General features: G+C 66.8%; 19 protein-coding genes and 1 other RNA gene. 8 read left to right on the top strand and 12 right to left on the bottom strand.

Annotation, left to right across the window (positions count from 1 at the left end):
• Positions 1 to 27: 27 nt before the first annotated feature.
• On the bottom strand, positions 28 to 936 hold the full coding sequence (locus AC5FRZ_RS14365; protein ID WP_170092573.1) for a cobalamin-binding protein: 909 nt from the start codon (positions 934 to 936) through the stop codon (positions 28 to 30).
• A gap of 227 nt (positions 937 to 1163) precedes the next feature.
• Here AC5FRZ_RS14365 and AC5FRZ_RS14360 point away from each other — a divergent pair, with 227 nt between their 5' ends.
• Positions 1164 to 1754 carry a 50S ribosomal protein L15e gene (locus tag AC5FRZ_RS14360; protein WP_170092572.1) on the top strand — a complete coding sequence of 197 codons (591 nt, stop codon included), beginning with the start codon at positions 1164 to 1166 and terminating at the stop codon, positions 1752 to 1754.
• A 138-nt stretch (positions 1755 to 1892) separates the two neighbouring features.
• Here the strand turns inward: AC5FRZ_RS14360 and AC5FRZ_RS14355 are convergent, their stop codons facing one another.
• Complete coding sequence (locus AC5FRZ_RS14355; protein ID WP_170092571.1) at positions 1893 to 2858, bottom strand: phytoene/squalene synthase family protein; 966 nt, start codon at positions 2856 to 2858, stop codon at positions 1893 to 1895.
• 254 nt (positions 2859 to 3112) lie between these two features.
• Positions 3113 to 3286: a DUF8015 family protein gene (locus tag AC5FRZ_RS14350; RefSeq protein WP_170092570.1), complete on the bottom strand. Its 174-nt coding sequence runs from the start codon at positions 3284 to 3286 to the stop codon at positions 3113 to 3115.
• Positions 3287 to 3569: 283 nt separating this feature from the next.
• Here AC5FRZ_RS14350 and AC5FRZ_RS14345 point away from each other — a divergent pair, with 283 nt between their 5' ends.
• Positions 3570 to 3935 carry a winged helix-turn-helix transcriptional regulator gene (locus AC5FRZ_RS14345; RefSeq protein ID WP_208627175.1) on the top strand — a complete coding sequence of 122 codons (366 nt, stop codon included), beginning with the start codon at positions 3570 to 3572 and terminating at the stop codon, positions 3933 to 3935.
• A 59-nt stretch (positions 3936 to 3994) separates the two neighbouring features.
• Here the strand turns inward: AC5FRZ_RS14345 and AC5FRZ_RS14340 are convergent, their stop codons facing one another.
• The 3 genes from AC5FRZ_RS14340 to AC5FRZ_RS14330 all read right to left on the bottom strand — a co-directional run bounded on the left by AC5FRZ_RS14340 (position 3995) and on the right by AC5FRZ_RS14330 (position 6223).
• Entirely contained in the window at positions 3995 to 5308 is a 1314-nt protein-coding gene (locus AC5FRZ_RS14340; RefSeq protein ID WP_493564929.1) for an RNB domain-containing ribonuclease, read from the bottom strand.
• A 178-nt stretch (positions 5309 to 5486) separates the two neighbouring features.
• Entirely contained in the window at positions 5487 to 5762 is a 276-nt protein-coding gene (locus tag AC5FRZ_RS14335; protein ID WP_153554424.1) for a DUF7562 family protein, read from the bottom strand.
• Between the two features lie 74 nt (positions 5763 to 5836).
• A complete protein-coding gene (locus AC5FRZ_RS14330; RefSeq protein WP_493564928.1) occupies positions 5837 to 6223 on the bottom strand; it encodes a hypothetical protein in 387 nt (128 codons plus the stop codon).
• A gap of 73 nt (positions 6224 to 6296) precedes the next feature.
• On the opposite strand from AC5FRZ_RS14330, the gene AC5FRZ_RS14325 reads away from it, so the two are divergent.
• From AC5FRZ_RS14325 to AC5FRZ_RS14315, 3 genes are all read left to right on the top strand, one after another.
• On the top strand, positions 6297 to 7382 hold the full coding sequence (locus tag AC5FRZ_RS14325; protein ID WP_493564927.1) for a geranylgeranyl reductase family protein: 1086 nt from the start codon (positions 6297 to 6299) through the stop codon (positions 7380 to 7382).
• A 93-nt stretch (positions 7383 to 7475) separates the two neighbouring features.
• Positions 7476 to 7700 (top strand): antitoxin VapB family protein, encoded by a 225-nt coding sequence (locus AC5FRZ_RS14320; RefSeq protein ID WP_012807798.1) that lies wholly within the window; start codon positions 7476 to 7478, stop codon positions 7698 to 7700.
• Complete coding sequence (locus AC5FRZ_RS14315) at positions 7697 to 8080, top strand: type II toxin-antitoxin system VapC family toxin (protein WP_372480230.1); 384 nt, start codon at positions 7697 to 7699, stop codon at positions 8078 to 8080. The genes AC5FRZ_RS14320 and AC5FRZ_RS14315 overlap by 4 nt, the downstream gene beginning before the upstream one ends.
• Before the next feature lie 30 nt (positions 8081 to 8110).
• On the opposite strand, the gene ygfZ is transcribed toward AC5FRZ_RS14315, so the two are convergent.
• The gene (gene ygfZ, locus AC5FRZ_RS14310; protein ID WP_372480231.1) at positions 8111 to 9199 is read right to left on the bottom strand and encodes a CAF17-like 4Fe-4S cluster assembly/insertion protein YgfZ; all 1089 of its coding nucleotides are present in this window, start codon (positions 9197 to 9199) and stop codon (positions 8111 to 8113) included.
• Between the two features lie 47 nt (positions 9200 to 9246).
• The gene (locus AC5FRZ_RS14305) at positions 9247 to 10476 is read right to left on the bottom strand and encodes a carboxypeptidase regulatory-like domain-containing protein (RefSeq protein ID WP_493564926.1); all 1230 of its coding nucleotides are present in this window, start codon (positions 10474 to 10476) and stop codon (positions 9247 to 9249) included.
• Positions 10477 to 10748: 272 nt separating this feature from the next.
• On the opposite strand from AC5FRZ_RS14305, the gene AC5FRZ_RS14300 reads away from it, so the two are divergent.
• The 3 genes from AC5FRZ_RS14300 to AC5FRZ_RS14290 all read left to right on the top strand — a co-directional run bounded on the left by AC5FRZ_RS14300 (position 10749) and on the right by AC5FRZ_RS14290 (position 12989).
• Entirely contained in the window at positions 10749 to 11720 is a 972-nt protein-coding gene (locus AC5FRZ_RS14300; protein ID WP_493564925.1) for a hypothetical protein, read from the top strand.
• A gap of 202 nt (positions 11721 to 11922) precedes the next feature.
• A complete protein-coding gene (locus AC5FRZ_RS14295) occupies positions 11923 to 12768 on the top strand; it encodes an aldo/keto reductase (RefSeq protein WP_493564924.1) in 846 nt (281 codons plus the stop codon).
• Between the two features lie 98 nt (positions 12769 to 12866).
• A complete protein-coding gene (locus AC5FRZ_RS14290) occupies positions 12867 to 12989 on the top strand; it encodes a hypothetical protein (RefSeq protein ID WP_018256486.1) in 123 nt (40 codons plus the stop codon).
• A gap of 64 nt (positions 12990 to 13053) precedes the next feature.
• Here the strand turns inward: AC5FRZ_RS14290 and AC5FRZ_RS14285 are convergent, their stop codons facing one another.
• From AC5FRZ_RS14285 to AC5FRZ_RS14270, 4 genes are all read right to left on the bottom strand, one after another.
• The gene (locus AC5FRZ_RS14285; RefSeq protein WP_153554417.1) at positions 13054 to 13347 is read right to left on the bottom strand and encodes a WNWW family protein; all 294 of its coding nucleotides are present in this window, start codon (positions 13345 to 13347) and stop codon (positions 13054 to 13056) included.
• A gap of 95 nt (positions 13348 to 13442) precedes the next feature.
• A complete protein-coding gene (locus tag AC5FRZ_RS14280; protein ID WP_372480235.1) occupies positions 13443 to 13637 on the bottom strand; it encodes a hypothetical protein in 195 nt (64 codons plus the stop codon).
• Positions 13638 to 13716: 79 nt separating this feature from the next.
• An RNA gene (rnpB, locus tag AC5FRZ_RS14275) (RNase P RNA component) lies at positions 13717 to 14149 on the bottom strand.
• Between the two features lie 25 nt (positions 14150 to 14174).
• Positions 14175 to 15344 (bottom strand): nicotinate phosphoribosyltransferase, encoded by a 1170-nt coding sequence (locus AC5FRZ_RS14270; protein ID WP_493564923.1) that lies wholly within the window; start codon positions 15342 to 15344, stop codon positions 14175 to 14177.
• Between the last annotated feature and the right edge of the window lie 53 nt (positions 15345 to 15397).

Here is a 15397-nt window from a genome sequence, read left to right as displayed (position 1 = left end):
GCTCGTCGTTCGCCGGGCGGTCCGGTCTCAATGCTGGAGCGCTTCCAGTTCGCTGACGGCGTCTCTCGGCGGTCGGTCGAACAGAGCCGGGTGGATCGCCCAGCCGAGGAACTCCAGCGTGTCGACGAGGCGCGGTCCCGACCGGTTGACGTAGTGGTGCCCGTCGACGAGCGTGACGTGTCCGTTCCGGACTGCCGACAGCTCCGCCCACCCCGGCCGCTCGGTCAGGTCCGCGAGGTTCTCGCGGATCTGCGCGAGGTCGAACCCACAGGGCGAGACGATCAACCGCTCGGGATCGTACGCTCTGATCTCGTCCCACTCGCGGGGCCGCGAGTGTGCGCCCGCCGACTCCAGCCCGTACTCGCCACCGGCGCTGGCGACCATCTCGGGCACCCAGTGGCCGGCGACCATGACCGGCTCCGTCCAGTCGAGGACGGCGACGCTCGGCGTCGCCTCGGCTCGCGCGGCCGTCGTCTCGACCGCGGCCACCCGCGAGCGCAAGTCGCCGACCAGCTCGCTCGCCCGCTCGCCACGGCCGAGTACGTCTCCGATGCGCTGGATCGACTCGAAGAGGTCGTCGAGCGTGTGCACGTCGAGTGTCAGTACCTCCGCGTCGAGACCCAGTTCCGCGACCGCGTCTTCGACGACGACGTGGTCGACGGCGCACACGTCACAGACGCCCTGCGTGACGATCAGGTCGGGATCGAGCGCGGCCAGGGTCTCTCGTTCGATGGCGTAGACTCCCTCGTCCTCCGCGGCGGCGACCTGCTCGTTGATCTCGCCGCTCGCGGCCGTCGGATCGACCCGCGAGCGGTTCACCGACGGCTGCTCGCTGGCAGCCGGGGGATAGTCGCACTCGTGGGAGACGCCGACCGGCTCGACGCCGAGCGCGTAGACGATCTCGGTCGCCGACGGCAACAGCGTGACGACGCGCATACCACCCGTTGCGACCGACCAGCAATCAGCGTGTTGGTGGTCACAGGGGGGTCCGTCTCGATCAGCTTCGAATGGCTTAAGGGCGCAAGCCGGGAAGCAGTGGGTAACTCGCTGGACGACGGGCACCAGCGGGCACCTGCATGGACCGATCGACGGGTCGTACAGGTCGGGATGTGACTCCGGACGATTCCGGCGTTGAACCACGCAACGCCCGTGGTGATACACACATGGCACGAAGTTCGTACTCCTACATTCGAGAAGCGTGGCAGAACCCGGACGACGGCAAGCTCGCCGAACTCCAGTGGCAGCGACAGCAGGACTGGCGCGAAGAGGGCGCTATCGAGCGCATCGAACGCCCGACCCGCCTCGACAAGGCCCGCTCGCAGGGCTACAAGGCAAAGCAGGGCGTCGTCGTCGTGCGAACGTCCGTCCGCAAGGGCGGCGCTCGCAAGGAGCGATTCACGGCCGGTCGACGCTCGAAGCGCCAGGGCGTCACCCGCATCACGCGCCGCAAGGACATCCAGCGCGTCGCCGAGGAACGGGCCACTCGCACGTACCCGAACCTCCGCGTGCTCAACAGCTACTGGGTCGGGGAAGACGGCCGCCAGAAGTGGCACGAGATCATCCTCGTCGACCCCGAACACCCCGCGATCCAGAACGACGACGACCTGGGCTGGATCGCAGACGACGACCACACCGACCGCGCGCTGCGCGGCCTGACCGGTGCGGGCAAGCGCAACCGCGGACTGGACACGCGCGGCAAGGGTGCCGAACACATCCGCCCGAGCCTCCGTAGCAACCGCGGCCGCGGGAAGTAACGCTCGCTCGTTTTTCGTTTTTCGTTCACTCGTCCGTCAGCCGCCGAACCCACCGACGAGGAGCGCTCGCTCACGCTGCTTGCGGCCAGTAAAACGGGGCAGTCGCAACTCCGGACCGCGCTGTAGACTCCCGGGGCGTCAGGCCGGCTGGCTCGAATCTCGGACGCCGACCGGCGTCTCCGCGGCGGGCGACGGCTCGGAGATCGCACTGACCGCGTAGAACGCGGCCTCGGGATCGTGGTGGCGACGCCAGTGCCACCAGGTCCGGGCCAGCAGCCAGAGTCGTCGACGGCGGGTGAGTTCGGGCGTCTCGGTGAGCACGTCGTAGCCCCGTGCTCTGATGAGTCGGTGGTGTTCGGCGTACAGCACCGCCGACAGGAGCACGGCGAACTGGCTGTCTTCGGGGAGGTACCTGATCCCGGCGACACCCTCGTGGTACAGCTGTTCTGTCCGGGCCAGCTCCGTCTGCATCACTGCCCGAAAGTCGTCGGTGACGTTCGCCTCGGCGAGGTCGTCCTCGGTGACGCCGTGTTCCGCAAGCGTCGCCTGGGGCAGGTAGACCCGACCGTACTCGTGGATGTCTTCGCGCACGTCTCGGAGGAAGTTCGTCAGCTGGAACGCCTCGGCCAGCGCCGCGGCGTGTGGCCGCGCCGTCTCCTGCTGTTCGACGTCCATCACGTCCATCATCATGTTGCCGACGGCGACGGCCGACCCGCGCATGTACTCCACGAGGTCGTCGAACGTCTCGTAGCGAGCCTGGGCGATGTCCATCTCCATCGCGTCGATGAAGACGTTGACCTCCTCGTCGGGGATGTCGTGACGTTCGCGCAACTCCGCGAACGCTTCCAGCACCGCCGCGTCCTCGCCCGTCGCCGAGGCGTGGCCGAGGGCGGCCTCTCGGATCTCTTCGAGGCGCTCGTGCTGGACCGCCGCCCCCGGACCGTCGGGCTGGTCGACCACGTCGTCGGCCACCCGGAAGAACGCGTAGAGGACGTACGTGGCGTGGCGGATCCGCTTGGGGAGCACGCGGGTCGCCAGGTGGAAGGTCCGGCCAGTGCGCTGTTGAATCGATTTACTCGTCTTGATATCGTCAGTGTCTACCATTGGAAGTGCATTTTGTCGGGATCTACAGGCGGTGCCAGTCGTCGAATCCGGTTGCCTCGTCGGGATTGAAACGGTCGACCGACGAGAGTGAGATGGTCACGTGACTGTTATATACGGTAACCAGACTCATAAAACGTGTGCCCAACCAGGTTGGCGAGATCCCGCCGTCTGCACTCGCTCGCGGTCTGTCCCTACCGCTTCGATGCACCGATCACCAGCGGTTCCGACGCACAGGGGTTGCTCGCCCGTCCGTCTCAGGTCCCGTCGATCGGCGGATTGAAGTACAGCGTGTCGGCGAGCGCGAGGACGCCGACCAGCGAACTGGCCGGCAACACCGTTCGGAGCGGGATGCCAAAGAGGACGTTCGACAGCAGCGCGACGACGAAGGCCGTCGGAATGACGGCCAGCACGAGGTCGTACCGCGACAACGCAGTTCGATTACTGTTCCGAGGCAGTCTCCGTTTCGTACTGGCAGTCATCACTATTCACCTCCTCGTGTGTCTCTACGTACGATTCTCACTAAAATCCTACGCCGATAAACCGCTCCGAACACACCACGTGGTCACTCGACACACTCTCGAATAACTCTCGTATAATTTCAATATTATTCGACCCGCGCTCATTCACCGACGGCCGTTCCACACATCGACTCACGAAAAATACTCTCCGGGAACTGCAGTATTTATTTGGCGGGGGCCCGCCGTACACTGCATGGACAGAACGGGGGACGAGTACTCGGTGGGAAACGGGGGACACGACATGGGCCCACTGACTGCGGCGGCGGCGATCGTGGGGAAAAAGTGGCACCCACGCATCGTCGTCGAGTTGCTGCGCGACGGACCGCTCGGTTTCAACGACCTGAAAGAGAGCGTGGACGGGATCTCGGACAAGGTCCTCTCCGAGAGCCTCGACGACCTACAGGAACGCGATATCGTCCACCGGACCGTCATCGACGACAAGCCGGTCCGGGTGGAGTACTCGCTGACGGAGTGGGGCGAAGAGCTGGAGCAAGTGGTCACTGCGATGGACGAGTGGGGCACGCGATATCTCGACCGCACCGACGATTCTGGGGAGTGAGTCGTCGTCTGCAATCGCACTGATCGACGACTTACAGAACGGACTGCTCGCTGGGTCGATCAGTCCTCGTCCACTACTTCCAGCCCGCGATTGTTCACCGCAGAGGGATCGAGACCGATCTCTTCGAGGAACTGCTTGTACTCGCGCTCGCAGGTCTCGGCCGCCTTCTGCTTGTCGCTGGCGCGGTCACACAGCGCGATCAGGTCCTCTGGCACGTCGTTCGTGTAGACGATCCAGTGGTTGATCAGGTCCGAGAGCCGTCGGATCGGCGAGGTGAAGTGCCCGTAGATCTCGAAGTTCAGGGCGTGGTGGCCGCCGAAGGGGTCGTTCATGTACTTCGCGCGGGGCATCACCTTCATGACGGCCCACTGGATCTTGTCCAGCTGTCGGCCCGGTGCCTGCTCCAGTGTCGCGTTGACGGCCTTCCGTGGGTCGTCCCAGGCGTCGCCGGGGATCGAGACGCCGTCGAGTTCCTGGATCTCGACGAGGGCCTCGTCCCACTCTTCGGGACTGGGCTGGGGGTGGACCCGATACATCGCCTCGACGCCGCGATCCCACATCAGCTCGTGTGTGACGGCCTTGTTGGCCTTGAGCATACACTCCTCGATGATGGTGTGGGCACGGTCTCGGGCGGGGTTGAGCACGAGCGATCCCTCCTCCTTGCGCTGTTCGTGCATCGCGTCCGCGAGGTTCCAGATGAGTTCGGTCTTTTCGGCCAGGTCGACGCGCTGGTCTTCGAGCAGTTCCTCGGCGGTCTCGGGCTCGTCGAGCAGGCGCTCGGCCTCGGTGTAGGTGAGTCGGGCGTCGCTGCGGATCACAGACTTGTAGATGTCGATCTCCTCGTAGCCCAGATCGTCCTTGTCGAGGTGCATCTCGACGGTGTGGGCCAGCCGATCCTCGTTGGGGACGAGCGAACAGACCGTCTCGGCCAGCATCGGCGGCAGCATGTGGATGGTGTAGCCGGGCAGGTAGACGGTGTTGCCTCGCTCGACGGCCTCCTCCCACATCGCCGTATCCGGGTTGACGTAGTGGGTCACGTCGGCGATGTGGACCCACAGGACGTACTCGTCGTCTCGCTCCTCGACGGAGATGGCGTCGTCGAAGTCCTGTGCGTCGATCGGGTCCGTGGTCCACGTCGTCAGCTCTCGCAGGTCCTCGCGCTCGTCGACCTCGTCGGCGATCTCGGCCTGCACGTCGGTGGTCCGCGCTTCGGCCTCCTCCATCACCTCGGGCGGGAACGCGTCGCGGATCTCGAACTTCTCGAACAGCTCCTCGCGCTTGTTGGCCATGTGACGGGCCATCTCCTCGTCGATCTCGACGGGGCCTTGCCCCTCCGGCGTGCCGGCCTCGGCCTGCGCGTCCTCGTCTGTCATGGCGCTGGGTACGGGGAGTGGACAGATATGCGTTGTGAGCGAGGGGCGCGGTGAACGCAGTGAACCGCGGCCCTCGGAAATGCGAGCGGTGAACGGAGTGAGCCGTGAGCAGCGGGGCTGTGCGGTGCAGAGCGGCGACTCGCGAACAGCAAGGAGCGCCTCGAAAAGACGACCGCCGTTAGCGGCGTTTCTCTTCGGCCAGTTCGACGTACCGCTGGAGGAACGAGTCCCGATCGTCGGCGTCTGCTTCGACTGTTTCGAGGAGGTCTTCCAGCCCGGGTCGTGGCTGGTGGGTCAGGTCACTGTGACAGGGCTTGCACAGGTACTCGAACTCCTTGTCCGTGCGGTCCCAGCGGTCGCCGTGTTTGTCGTACTCGCGCGCGTCGGACCGGGAGACCGACTCCCCGCAGGCGATGCAGGTGACGACGTCCCGGGAACTCCGGGAACCGAGCATATATTCGGGTTGTACGCCATCCCACTTATAGTATCTGCCCCGCTAGTGAGGCACTCCTATCACACCGACGATCGCTACAGGACGGCGACGACGCCGTAGACGATCCCGGTGACGACGGCGGCCGAGACGGCGGCGGCAGCGAGAATCTGCACTGCGCGTTTGCGGTCGCGTGCGACGGCTTCGGCGTCGGTGACGCTGCCGGCATCGTCGGCCGATCCGGAGAGGTCGTACCGTGCCAGGGCTCCGAAGGCGACACAGAAGCGAACGTAGTCCTGGAAGACGCCGACGAAGCCGCCAAAGAGGAAGGCGAAACTGCCCAGCAGGTACCGCTCTGAGAGCCCGAACCACAGCACCGCCGCGACGTAGGCCGCCGCACCGAGGAAGCCGGCGATCCCGGCGACGCGTCGCTTGCGTCGTTCGTCCCGACCGATGTTACAGACGCCTGGCTGGTAGCCTGCCATGTGTGGCCTTCGGGAGTCGACCGGCAAAAGGGCAACTGACAAGGTATTTGTCTCGGCTGGCCGACTCGTCGGTATGCACGATTTCGTCGTCGTTGGCTGCGGGCCGGCGGGCGCGCGGTTCGCCCGGCGGGCGAGTGAGGCCGGCCACGACGTGCTCGCCTTCGAACAGGGCACCGTCGGCGAGCCACTCGCCTGCTCGGGCCACGTCAGCACCGATATCTGGGAGTTCGTCCCCGACGACGCCCGCGACGAACTCTTCCAGAACGAGATTCGCGGTGCCCGGTTCCATCGCGGCGGCCCCGACAGCGAGGCCCACCGCTTCTACAAGGACGAGGTGATCTCGAACGTCATCGACCGCGTGGGGTTGGACCGGCGGCTGGCCGACTGCGCTCGCGAGGCCGGCGTCGATCTGCGGGAGGACCACACGGTGCTCGACGTGACCGAACACACCGATCGCGTCACCGTCGAGGTCCGCGGTCCCGACGGGACGGCGACTCACGACGCGCGGATGGTCGCGGGGTGTGACGGCCCGCAGTCTCGCGTCCGGCGCGCGCTCGACCTGCCCGAACCCGGTGAACTCCTCCACGGGGTGCTCGGCTTCACCGAGACGGTCGACCGCCAGCACTTCGTCGACGTACACCTCTCCGTGCCACGGTTCTTCGCGTGGCGCATTCCCCGCGGCGAAGCCGGCGTCGAGTACGGACTAGCGACCCCGCCCGGCCACGACGTGAGCGAGCGCTTCGAGTCGTTCACCGCGGAGTACGGCGTCGACACGGACCGGCGCTGCTCGGGGCTCATCCCGATCGGGCCACCGAAGCGCGTCACCGGCCGCCGCTCGTTCCTGATCGGCGACGCCGCGGCCCAGACGAAGCCGTTCACCGGCGGGGGCATCCTCTATGGCATGACCGCCGCTGACCACGCGGCCCGCGAGATCGATCCCGACAGGCCGGGGACGTTGGGCGACTACGAGCGAGCCTGGCGCGACGACCTCCGGACCGACATCCGACTGGGCCACCTCGTGCGTGCCGGCTACTCGCTGCCCGGTGTGGTCCAGAAAGCGGGCATGCGAGCCTTCGAGGGTGAGATCGGCGTCCACATGGACCGCCCGTCGACGCTGTTCTCTCGCGAGCAACTGAAAGCGCTACTGGGTCGGTCCTGAAGGCGCTCCGTGACGGGCAGCCGCTGTTTTCGTCGCCTGCCCAGCCGTGCGAGCGCAGAAGCTATAACTGGGTATACACCTACACGTACATCTATGGGCACGAAGAGTCTCACGATCACGGACGAAGCGTACGAGCGATTACGGGAACACAAACGCGAAGACGAGAGCTTCACCGACGTGATCAACCGTCTCACCGGGAGCGACCGCGACGTGATGAAAGGATTCGGAGCGATGAGCGGCGTCGACGGCTTTCGGGAAGCCGTCACGGCGACGCGTGACGATCTGGATGGCGACCTCCGAGAACGATCCGAACGATGATCGCGTTCGACACCTGTTTTCTCCTGGATTACCTCGACGGCGTCGACGCTGCTGGGGCGTACCTCGAAGCCCACGAAGACAAGCCCCTTTTCACGCCGTCGCTGGCGCTCTTCGAGGTGTATCGCGGGGCCGCTCGGACCGACGGTGTCGACGGGATCGAGCGCGTTGCATCCGCGCTCGACTGGCTCGAGCCACTCCCGTTGTCCGAACCAGTGACGAGGGAAGCCGCTCTGATCGAAGCCGAACTCCTCGATGCCGGAGAGCGAATCAATCTCGGCGACACGCTCATCGCCGCCGTCTGCCGACACAATGGCGCGTCGCTCGTCACGCGAGACGAACACTTCGAGCGGGTCTCTGCCCTCGAAACCGAGTCGTACTGATCGACGCTCTCCGACCGGTCGGCCGTTGTCCTATTCGGCGTACCGCGGAAGCCGCGCGGACTCGTCCGAACCGGTGACGAAGGGCAGGTCGGCGACCGCAGCCTCGACTTCCTCGCCGTCGACCCGGACCGACAGCGTCCCGTCGGGCAGCTCGTAGTCGACGCTTGCGAGGGCGATCGGTTCCTCGCGGGTCGGGCTCTCGACGGCCCGCGTCACCGCGCCGACGCTGGCGTCGTCGACGAAGACCGCGGCACCCGACGCGGGGACGACACCACAGGTGAGTCCGACGAGTCGCTTCGAGGGCCGCCCCCGGTTGTGGACCCGGGAGACGACCTCCTGTCCGACGAAACAGCCTTTCTCGTAGTCGACGCCGTTGTCGAGGCCGACGACGTTCGGAATCTGGCCCTCGATCTCGGTGTCGAACAGCGGCGTCCCCGCCTCCAGGGTCAGCGCGTCCCACGTGTCGTAGCCGAAGGGGGCGGCGTTGAGCCCGCGGTTCTCCAGCGTGTCGTACACGTCGCGGGCCACGTCGGCGCTGCAGACGACCTCGAACCCCTCCTCGCCGACCAGCCCGTCGCTGCGCACGACGGTCACACCGGCGTCGACCATCGACCCGCGGACGAACGAGAGCGGCGTTTCGGGCGTCGCGGTCTTGTTGAGGACGCTCGCGATCTTCTCCGTCGCCTTGGGGCCGTGGACCCCGAAGACCGCGAACTCGTCGGTCGCGTCGGTGATCGTCACGTCCTGGATGAACGTCTTCTCGCGCCAGTCCTCGACGAGCGGCTCGGCGCGGGCCGGCGGGACGAAAAGCAGCAGTCGCTCGCCCGCGTTGTAGACGTAGAGCTCGGTCTCGACGTGGCCCTGCGGGTCGAGCAGCAGCGAGTAGCTACCCTCGCCGTCGGTCGTCGGGACGCGGTTCGAGACGGCGTTGTCGACGAAGTCGATCCGGTCGTCGCCGGTGACCGTGACGACGCCGTACCCCATCTCGATCACGCCGACGACCTGCCGGACCGCCCGGTGGACTCGTTCGGGGCGACCGTAGTTGGCGACGACGCGGTTCCCGCCCATCGTCCGGAACGTCGCGCCGCGATCCTCGTGAACGCCCTCGATGACAGTCATTGCTCAGGAGTGGGTGCCTCGGCGAATTAAGGGTGGCGCACTCCGGGCTACAGTCGGCGTGCGAGCAGTGCGATCCCGACCAGTCCGGCCAACAACGCTCCGAGTACAGTAAAGCCCGGCCCGGTGAGGCTGGTCGGCTCCGTGGTCGTCTGTTCGGTAGCGGTCGCCGTGTCGCCCGCTGTCGTCGTCTCGGCGTCGGCGTTCGGATCGACGCCCTCGACGGTCGCTGTCGCCCCAAGATCACCGCTGGTCGCTTCGATCACTGTCTCGCCCGCACTGTTCACGGGAACGGTGACCTCGCCGTTCTCGTCCGTCTGGCCGACGGTGTCGTCGCCGACCGCGATGCTCGCATTCTCGACGGCGGCACCGTACTCGTCGGTGACCGTCACGCGTACCGACTGTCCCACGACGACCTGTGTCTGGTCTGGCTCGACCGAGATCGAGTCGATGCGCTGGAGCGAGACGTTCTGTCGGACCGTCGACTCCCGGACCGTCAGCGACCGGGAGACCGTCTCGTAGCCGTCCTTCGTGACTTCGACCTCGTAGTCGCTGTTGACCGGAAGCTGGATCGTCGCTTCGCCGTCCGAGAGCGTGGTGACGGTGTTCCCGGCGACGGTAATCTGGGCGTCGCTGACCGCACGTGGTTCCTCGAAGTGGTCGTCGACGACGGCGAACGTCACCAGCCGGGACGCCTGCTTTATCTCTACCCGACGGGTCACGTCACCGTCCACGGTCAGTCGCGTCCGGTTACGGAGATAGCCGTCCTTCCGGACGATCAGCGTGTATGTCCCCTGTTCGATCATCTGAGACGTGGCCGTTCCGCTGTCGTTCGTGCGGGTATCCATCACGGTGGTGCCAGAGCGGGAGAGCCCCACGACTGCGTCGTCGACCGGCCCGTCGGCGTCGACGACCTCGATCGCAGCGGTTCCGGCCGCGGTGGCCGGCACCGTCACAGCTTCAGTCGTCGCGTTCTCGACGGTGAACGGCTCGTTGCGCACGTACCGATCGTCGTGGACTGTGATCGTCACGTCTGCCCCCGCAGGTACGTCGACCAGGACCTGTCCGTTCGCACGGGTCGTCTCGTTGATCGAGCCCCCTCCAGCCGCTTCCCACGATATCGTCAGGTCGATACCTCCCAGCGATTCGTCGTCGCGGTCGACGACGGTGACCGTCAACGTCTCCTGCTCTGTCGACTGGCCCCCAGCGGTACCCACCGCGCCTGCAGACACGAGTAGCCCCACACACAGCAGAGCGAGCGTACTGCGAGTTCCGGACATGTGACGGTACACGACAGACCGCCACATCAGTATTGAGAACTTACCACGGGGTGTGATCTCGCGACTGACGCCGACGGAGCGCCACTGTGCTGTCGTGCGGTCGAGTCCCCGCCGTGCGTCCCAACCCACAGACAGAACACCGACGCGCCTCGCGAACGTCGGCCCGTATCGTCTCGCTAATGCTGCCGACTGCCCCCAGTGACGAGTCCGTCCCCGCCAGCCGGGACCGGTCGGTCACAATACATTTGCCGGACGGCGTGTCACCACTGTGTATGTCCGATTGGTCCCGGCGTTCCCTCCTGACAGCCGTCGGTCTCGCTGGCGTCGGCTCGCTGGCCGGCTGTTCCGCGCTCGAATCGACCGTCGACGAACCACAGTTGTCCTACACGCTCTCGGTCGACGAGATCGGCGAGACGCTGCTCGACAGGGTCGGCTGGTCGCCCGACGACGGCGACGCGCCCTGGGCAGCCGAGCAACGCCGCCTCTACGACGCGGTCCTCGATGGGGAGCGATACACCACTGTCGGCTACGATCTGGTTCCCGACGAGCAGACCTACGTCGAACACGATGGCACCTACTACGAACTCCACTCGACGACGACCGGCCTGCGCGAGATCGAGCGGTCGGTCCTGCGACTGGAGTGGGTCGGCCGGCGCGACGAACTCGACGACCCGCCCGCGGCGATCGAGCGCGAGGACCTCCCGCCGATCGACGCCCGCGCCGTGTTCCCGGCGTACGTGGTCGCCCGCGCTCGCGAGTACGGCGGCGGCTACCCCCACGACATCGTCGAGGAGGGTGGCTCCGTCTACCGGTTCCTCGACGACGGCGAGAGCGAACTGGCCCCAGACCCGGACCACCAGCACGTCGTGGTCCACGACACGATCCTCGAAGTGTCGGTCACACAGGTGCCACTCGAGGAACCGGTCTACACCGCGATGGCCCTCGAAGTCGCCGACTCGGAGGCCGCCTTCGAGCGGGCCCTCGACGGCGCGCTGGTCGACGTTCGCGTCGACGAACCGCTCCCGGACGACCAGCGGCGGCTGTTCCAGCGGGCCGCCGCGGGCGAGTACGAGGAGACGACACCGCTGTCCGAGGAGTACCGCGGCCTGCTCCAGAGACTGGAGCGCCACGACCTGCTGGACGCCGACCCCGAACGCCAGCGCTCGCGGTTCGAGACCGGTATCTACCTGAAGTACGACGGCCGATTCTACAGCTTCGACGTGTACGTGAACTCGGCCGACTGATACGACCGGCTGTACATCTGTGACCGATTTCGCCACTCCGGGGTGGCGAAGCTCGTCACGAAGGTACCGCCGGCAGTATGACTGCCGGGCGGCACGGACGATCCCTTCGCCGCTGGTCGGTGTTGTGTTCGCGCGCTTCGGGTACAAAACATGGGTGTCACGGGACGACCCCTCAAACGGCTCGCCCCCGACCGTTCACACGATGGTCTACAACGAGAGCGACACGTTCGACATCGGCGGCGAACTGACGGTCAACCGGCTCGGCTACGGCGCGATGCGACTGACCGGCGAGGACATCGTCGGCCCGCCGGCCGACGAGGACGCGGCTCGGGACGTGCTCGAACACGCCGACGAGATCGGCGTCGACTTCGTCGACACGGCCGACTCCTACGGCCCCGGGGTCAGCGAGCGTCTGATCGGCGAGGCCCTGCACGTCGACCGGGACGACCTCGTCGTCGCGACGAAGGGCGGCCTGTTGCGCAACACCGACGGCGACTGGCTCCCACACGGCGACCCGGACTACCTGCGAAACGCCGTGCTCTGTAGCCGCGATCGGCTCGGCACCGACCGGATCGACCTCTACCAGCTCCACCGGCCCGACCCCGACGTGGCGTTCGAGGAGTCCGTGGCGGCACTCGCAGAGTGCAAGGACGAGGGACTGATCGACCACGTCGGGCTCTCGAACGTCACCGTCGAGCAACTCGAAACTGCCGAGGAGATGGTCGAGATCGCGACAGTCCAAAACGAGTACAACGTCGCCAATCGCGAGGACGAGGCGGTCCTCGAAGCCTGCGAGGAGAAGGGTGTCGGTTTCGTTCCGTGGTTCCCGCTCGGGGCCGGCGACCTCGGCGAGAAGCGCTCGGTCGTCGAGGACGTGGCCCACGCCCACGACGCGACGCCGTACCAGATCGCGCTGGCGTGGCTGCTGGCTCACTCCGACGTGACGCTCCCGATTCCCGGCACGTCGAGCGTCGACCACCTCGAACAGAACGTCGCCGCCTCGACGATCGAGCTGACGACCGACCAGTACAATCGTCTGACCGAGTGAACGGGCGGGCGACCGGCGTGTGTCGACGTACCGCCACCCGTGCGTATGTTACACATTCTCCATAAACATTCATTATGGATACGCCCCATTGGGTAGGTATGGCGACACGCCAGTCGACCACGACGCCGACGTATCACACGTGCAGCTGTGGCGAGCAGTTCGACAGCACGGACGCGCTTCTCGAACACGCGCGAGAAGCACACGGCCTCTCGGTATTCTGAGGTCGCTGGCAGCGATACCGCTTTTTCGACGCCGAATCGACGAGCGACGCCGCCAGACGGCGTCTCACTCGGACTGATCGAGCCCGGCAACGTCCGGGCGGACGCGGAACCGCTCGTAGCCGCCGTGCGAGAGGTCCAGTGCCCCGAGCCACCAGTTCCACCGCTCGACGAGCGTGTGCCCGTCGGGCGCGTCGTCGAGGTTCGCCAGCACGTCCTCGACGGAGAGCGGGTAGCCCAGATCCCGCGCGATGCGACACGAGTCCGCGAGATCCTGGGCCTGCCGCGAGACGATCCGCCGGCTCCGCTCGTCGGCGTCGTAGCGATCGGCCAGCGCCTCGTCGAGTGCCTGTCTGTCCACACCGACCCTCTAGCCTGGACTCTCTTGAACGTACTGGCGGTCCTCGTTCGGCTCCCGACGACCCGCGTGTCCAGACACTCGGTCGGTCCACACCGTCAGTAGCCGCCGCCGTCGCCGAAGCAGCGACCGCACTTGCTCGCGTCTCGCTCGTCGAGGGCCCGTTCGACCGGGAGCACTCGGAGCTGATCGTGGGTGACGGTCGTCGTCGCACCGCACTCGGCGACGCCCCGGCCACGCTGTGGCTCGTACTTGTGGACCGTCGCCGTCGACTCGTTGAGCAACCCTTTCATGCCGTGTGGTAACAAACTACTGGCAGATAAGACATCTGGCTAACAGATTGGTGACCGGTGGCGTCGCTGGCGAGTTCGTGGCTGAGGGGAGTAAGCCCCCTTCTGTTCTCTCGGCATTCGGCTCAGCGTCCGTACCCAGCGCGTTCGCGCGGTACCGGGCTACCTGTCGGCACGGACTTGCACCGGTGAGGATTCGCCGTTCCATCCGTTCTCCACCGTCTGCGTCGCGCCGGGGGCGCGACGAGTCGAGCGAACGGCGTCTGCCGATCGCCCGTCGGCCATCCCTGACGGGATGGCACCTCCCTCGGCGGGTCGACTCCCCATTCCTTATCGGCTCGTGCCGCGTCGGTCCGGGTTCGCACGCCTCATCGGTCGGGTGGAGGGGTCTCGTTTCTGTTCCAGCGCCGACGGTCTCCCGCCCCGGGCTTGCGCCCGGTCACCCGCCCAGCGGGTGGGGGGACTTTCCTCATGCGCGCACGGTGTGCGCTCACGGAAGCCGGTCTCCCTCTGCCACCGGAACCTAGCCGGTGGGCGTGATTAAGCCTTCGTCCCGCCGTCGACGGGCTCGAACCCGACGGCGTCGGCGTCGTCAGCCGCCCGCTGGGCGGCGGCGTCCAGATCGAACTCGCGGACGACGGTCCCGTCGCGCACGAGCGGTTCGAGCAGGGCCTCCCCGCCAGCCGGCCCGTCGCGGTCGGCCAGGCCCACGTGGTGGCTGCCGTCGGGCGTCCGGTACACCTGCTTCGTGCCCGTGAGCTTCCCTCGCTTGGCGGCCGGCTCGCCTTCTACCTCGACGATGTCCAGCGCGAAGTCGACGGGATCGGCGTTGCTGACGTACCCGCCGACGCCGAACCCCTCGACGACGCCGGACAGCCGCGCCAGCTCCCTCGGTCCGAGGCCGCCGCTGGCGAAGATGCCCACGTCCTCGTGGCCGTGGGCGTCGAGCGTCCAGCGAACTTCCTTCAGGATGTGCTCGAAGTCCCCGCGCCGGGAGCCGGTCGTGTCGATGCGGACGCTCTCTAGGTCGTCGACGGCAGCGGCCGCGCGCAGCGACTCGTCGACCTCGTCGCTGTAGGTGTCACACAGCGTGATCCGCGGTACGTCGGCGTCGACGCCCTCGTCGAAGGCCCGCCACGCCTCCTCCTGGTTGCCTCGGCCGAAGCAGATCACCAGCGCGTGGGGCATCGTCCCGCCGGCTGCCCGGCCCAGCACCTCGCCAGCGGCGACGTTCGAGATGCCGTCGAGGCCGGCCAGCAGCGCCGACCGCTCGACCATCGCGCCGATCGAGGGGTGGACGTGCCGAGAGCCAAAGGAGAGGACCTGCGAGTCGGGGGCCGCACGGCGGGCCTCCAGCGCCCGCGTGGCGACGCCGGTCGCGTGAGAGAGGAATCCGAGGAGCGCCGTCTCCAGGCGACAGAACTCTCGGTACGGCCCCTCGATCCGCGCGACCGGGCCGCCGTCGAACAGCCGCCCCTCCGGAATCGCGTCCACGTCGACGCCCCGTCCCTCGAAGAGGTGGGCCGCGTCTTTCAGCCCGGCGAGGAGCTCCCACTCGCCGGTCGGGAACTGGTCTGCGGTCACCTCCGCCACGACGTGTGGGTTCTTGCCGGCGTGGTCCAGCGCCTCGATCGTCCGGTCGAAGTAGGCATCGGTCGCCCGACCCGAGCGAATCTGCTCGGGCGAGACGATATCGAACGACTCTGTCATTGGCCGACGTTCGGGAGCCCCGCGAAAAAAGCTACCCGTGTCCGCGTTGTCCG

The organism is Halomicrobium sp. HArcht1-1 (genome assembly GCF_058933285.1).
This window is presented reverse-complemented; position numbering and strand designations above follow the sequence as displayed.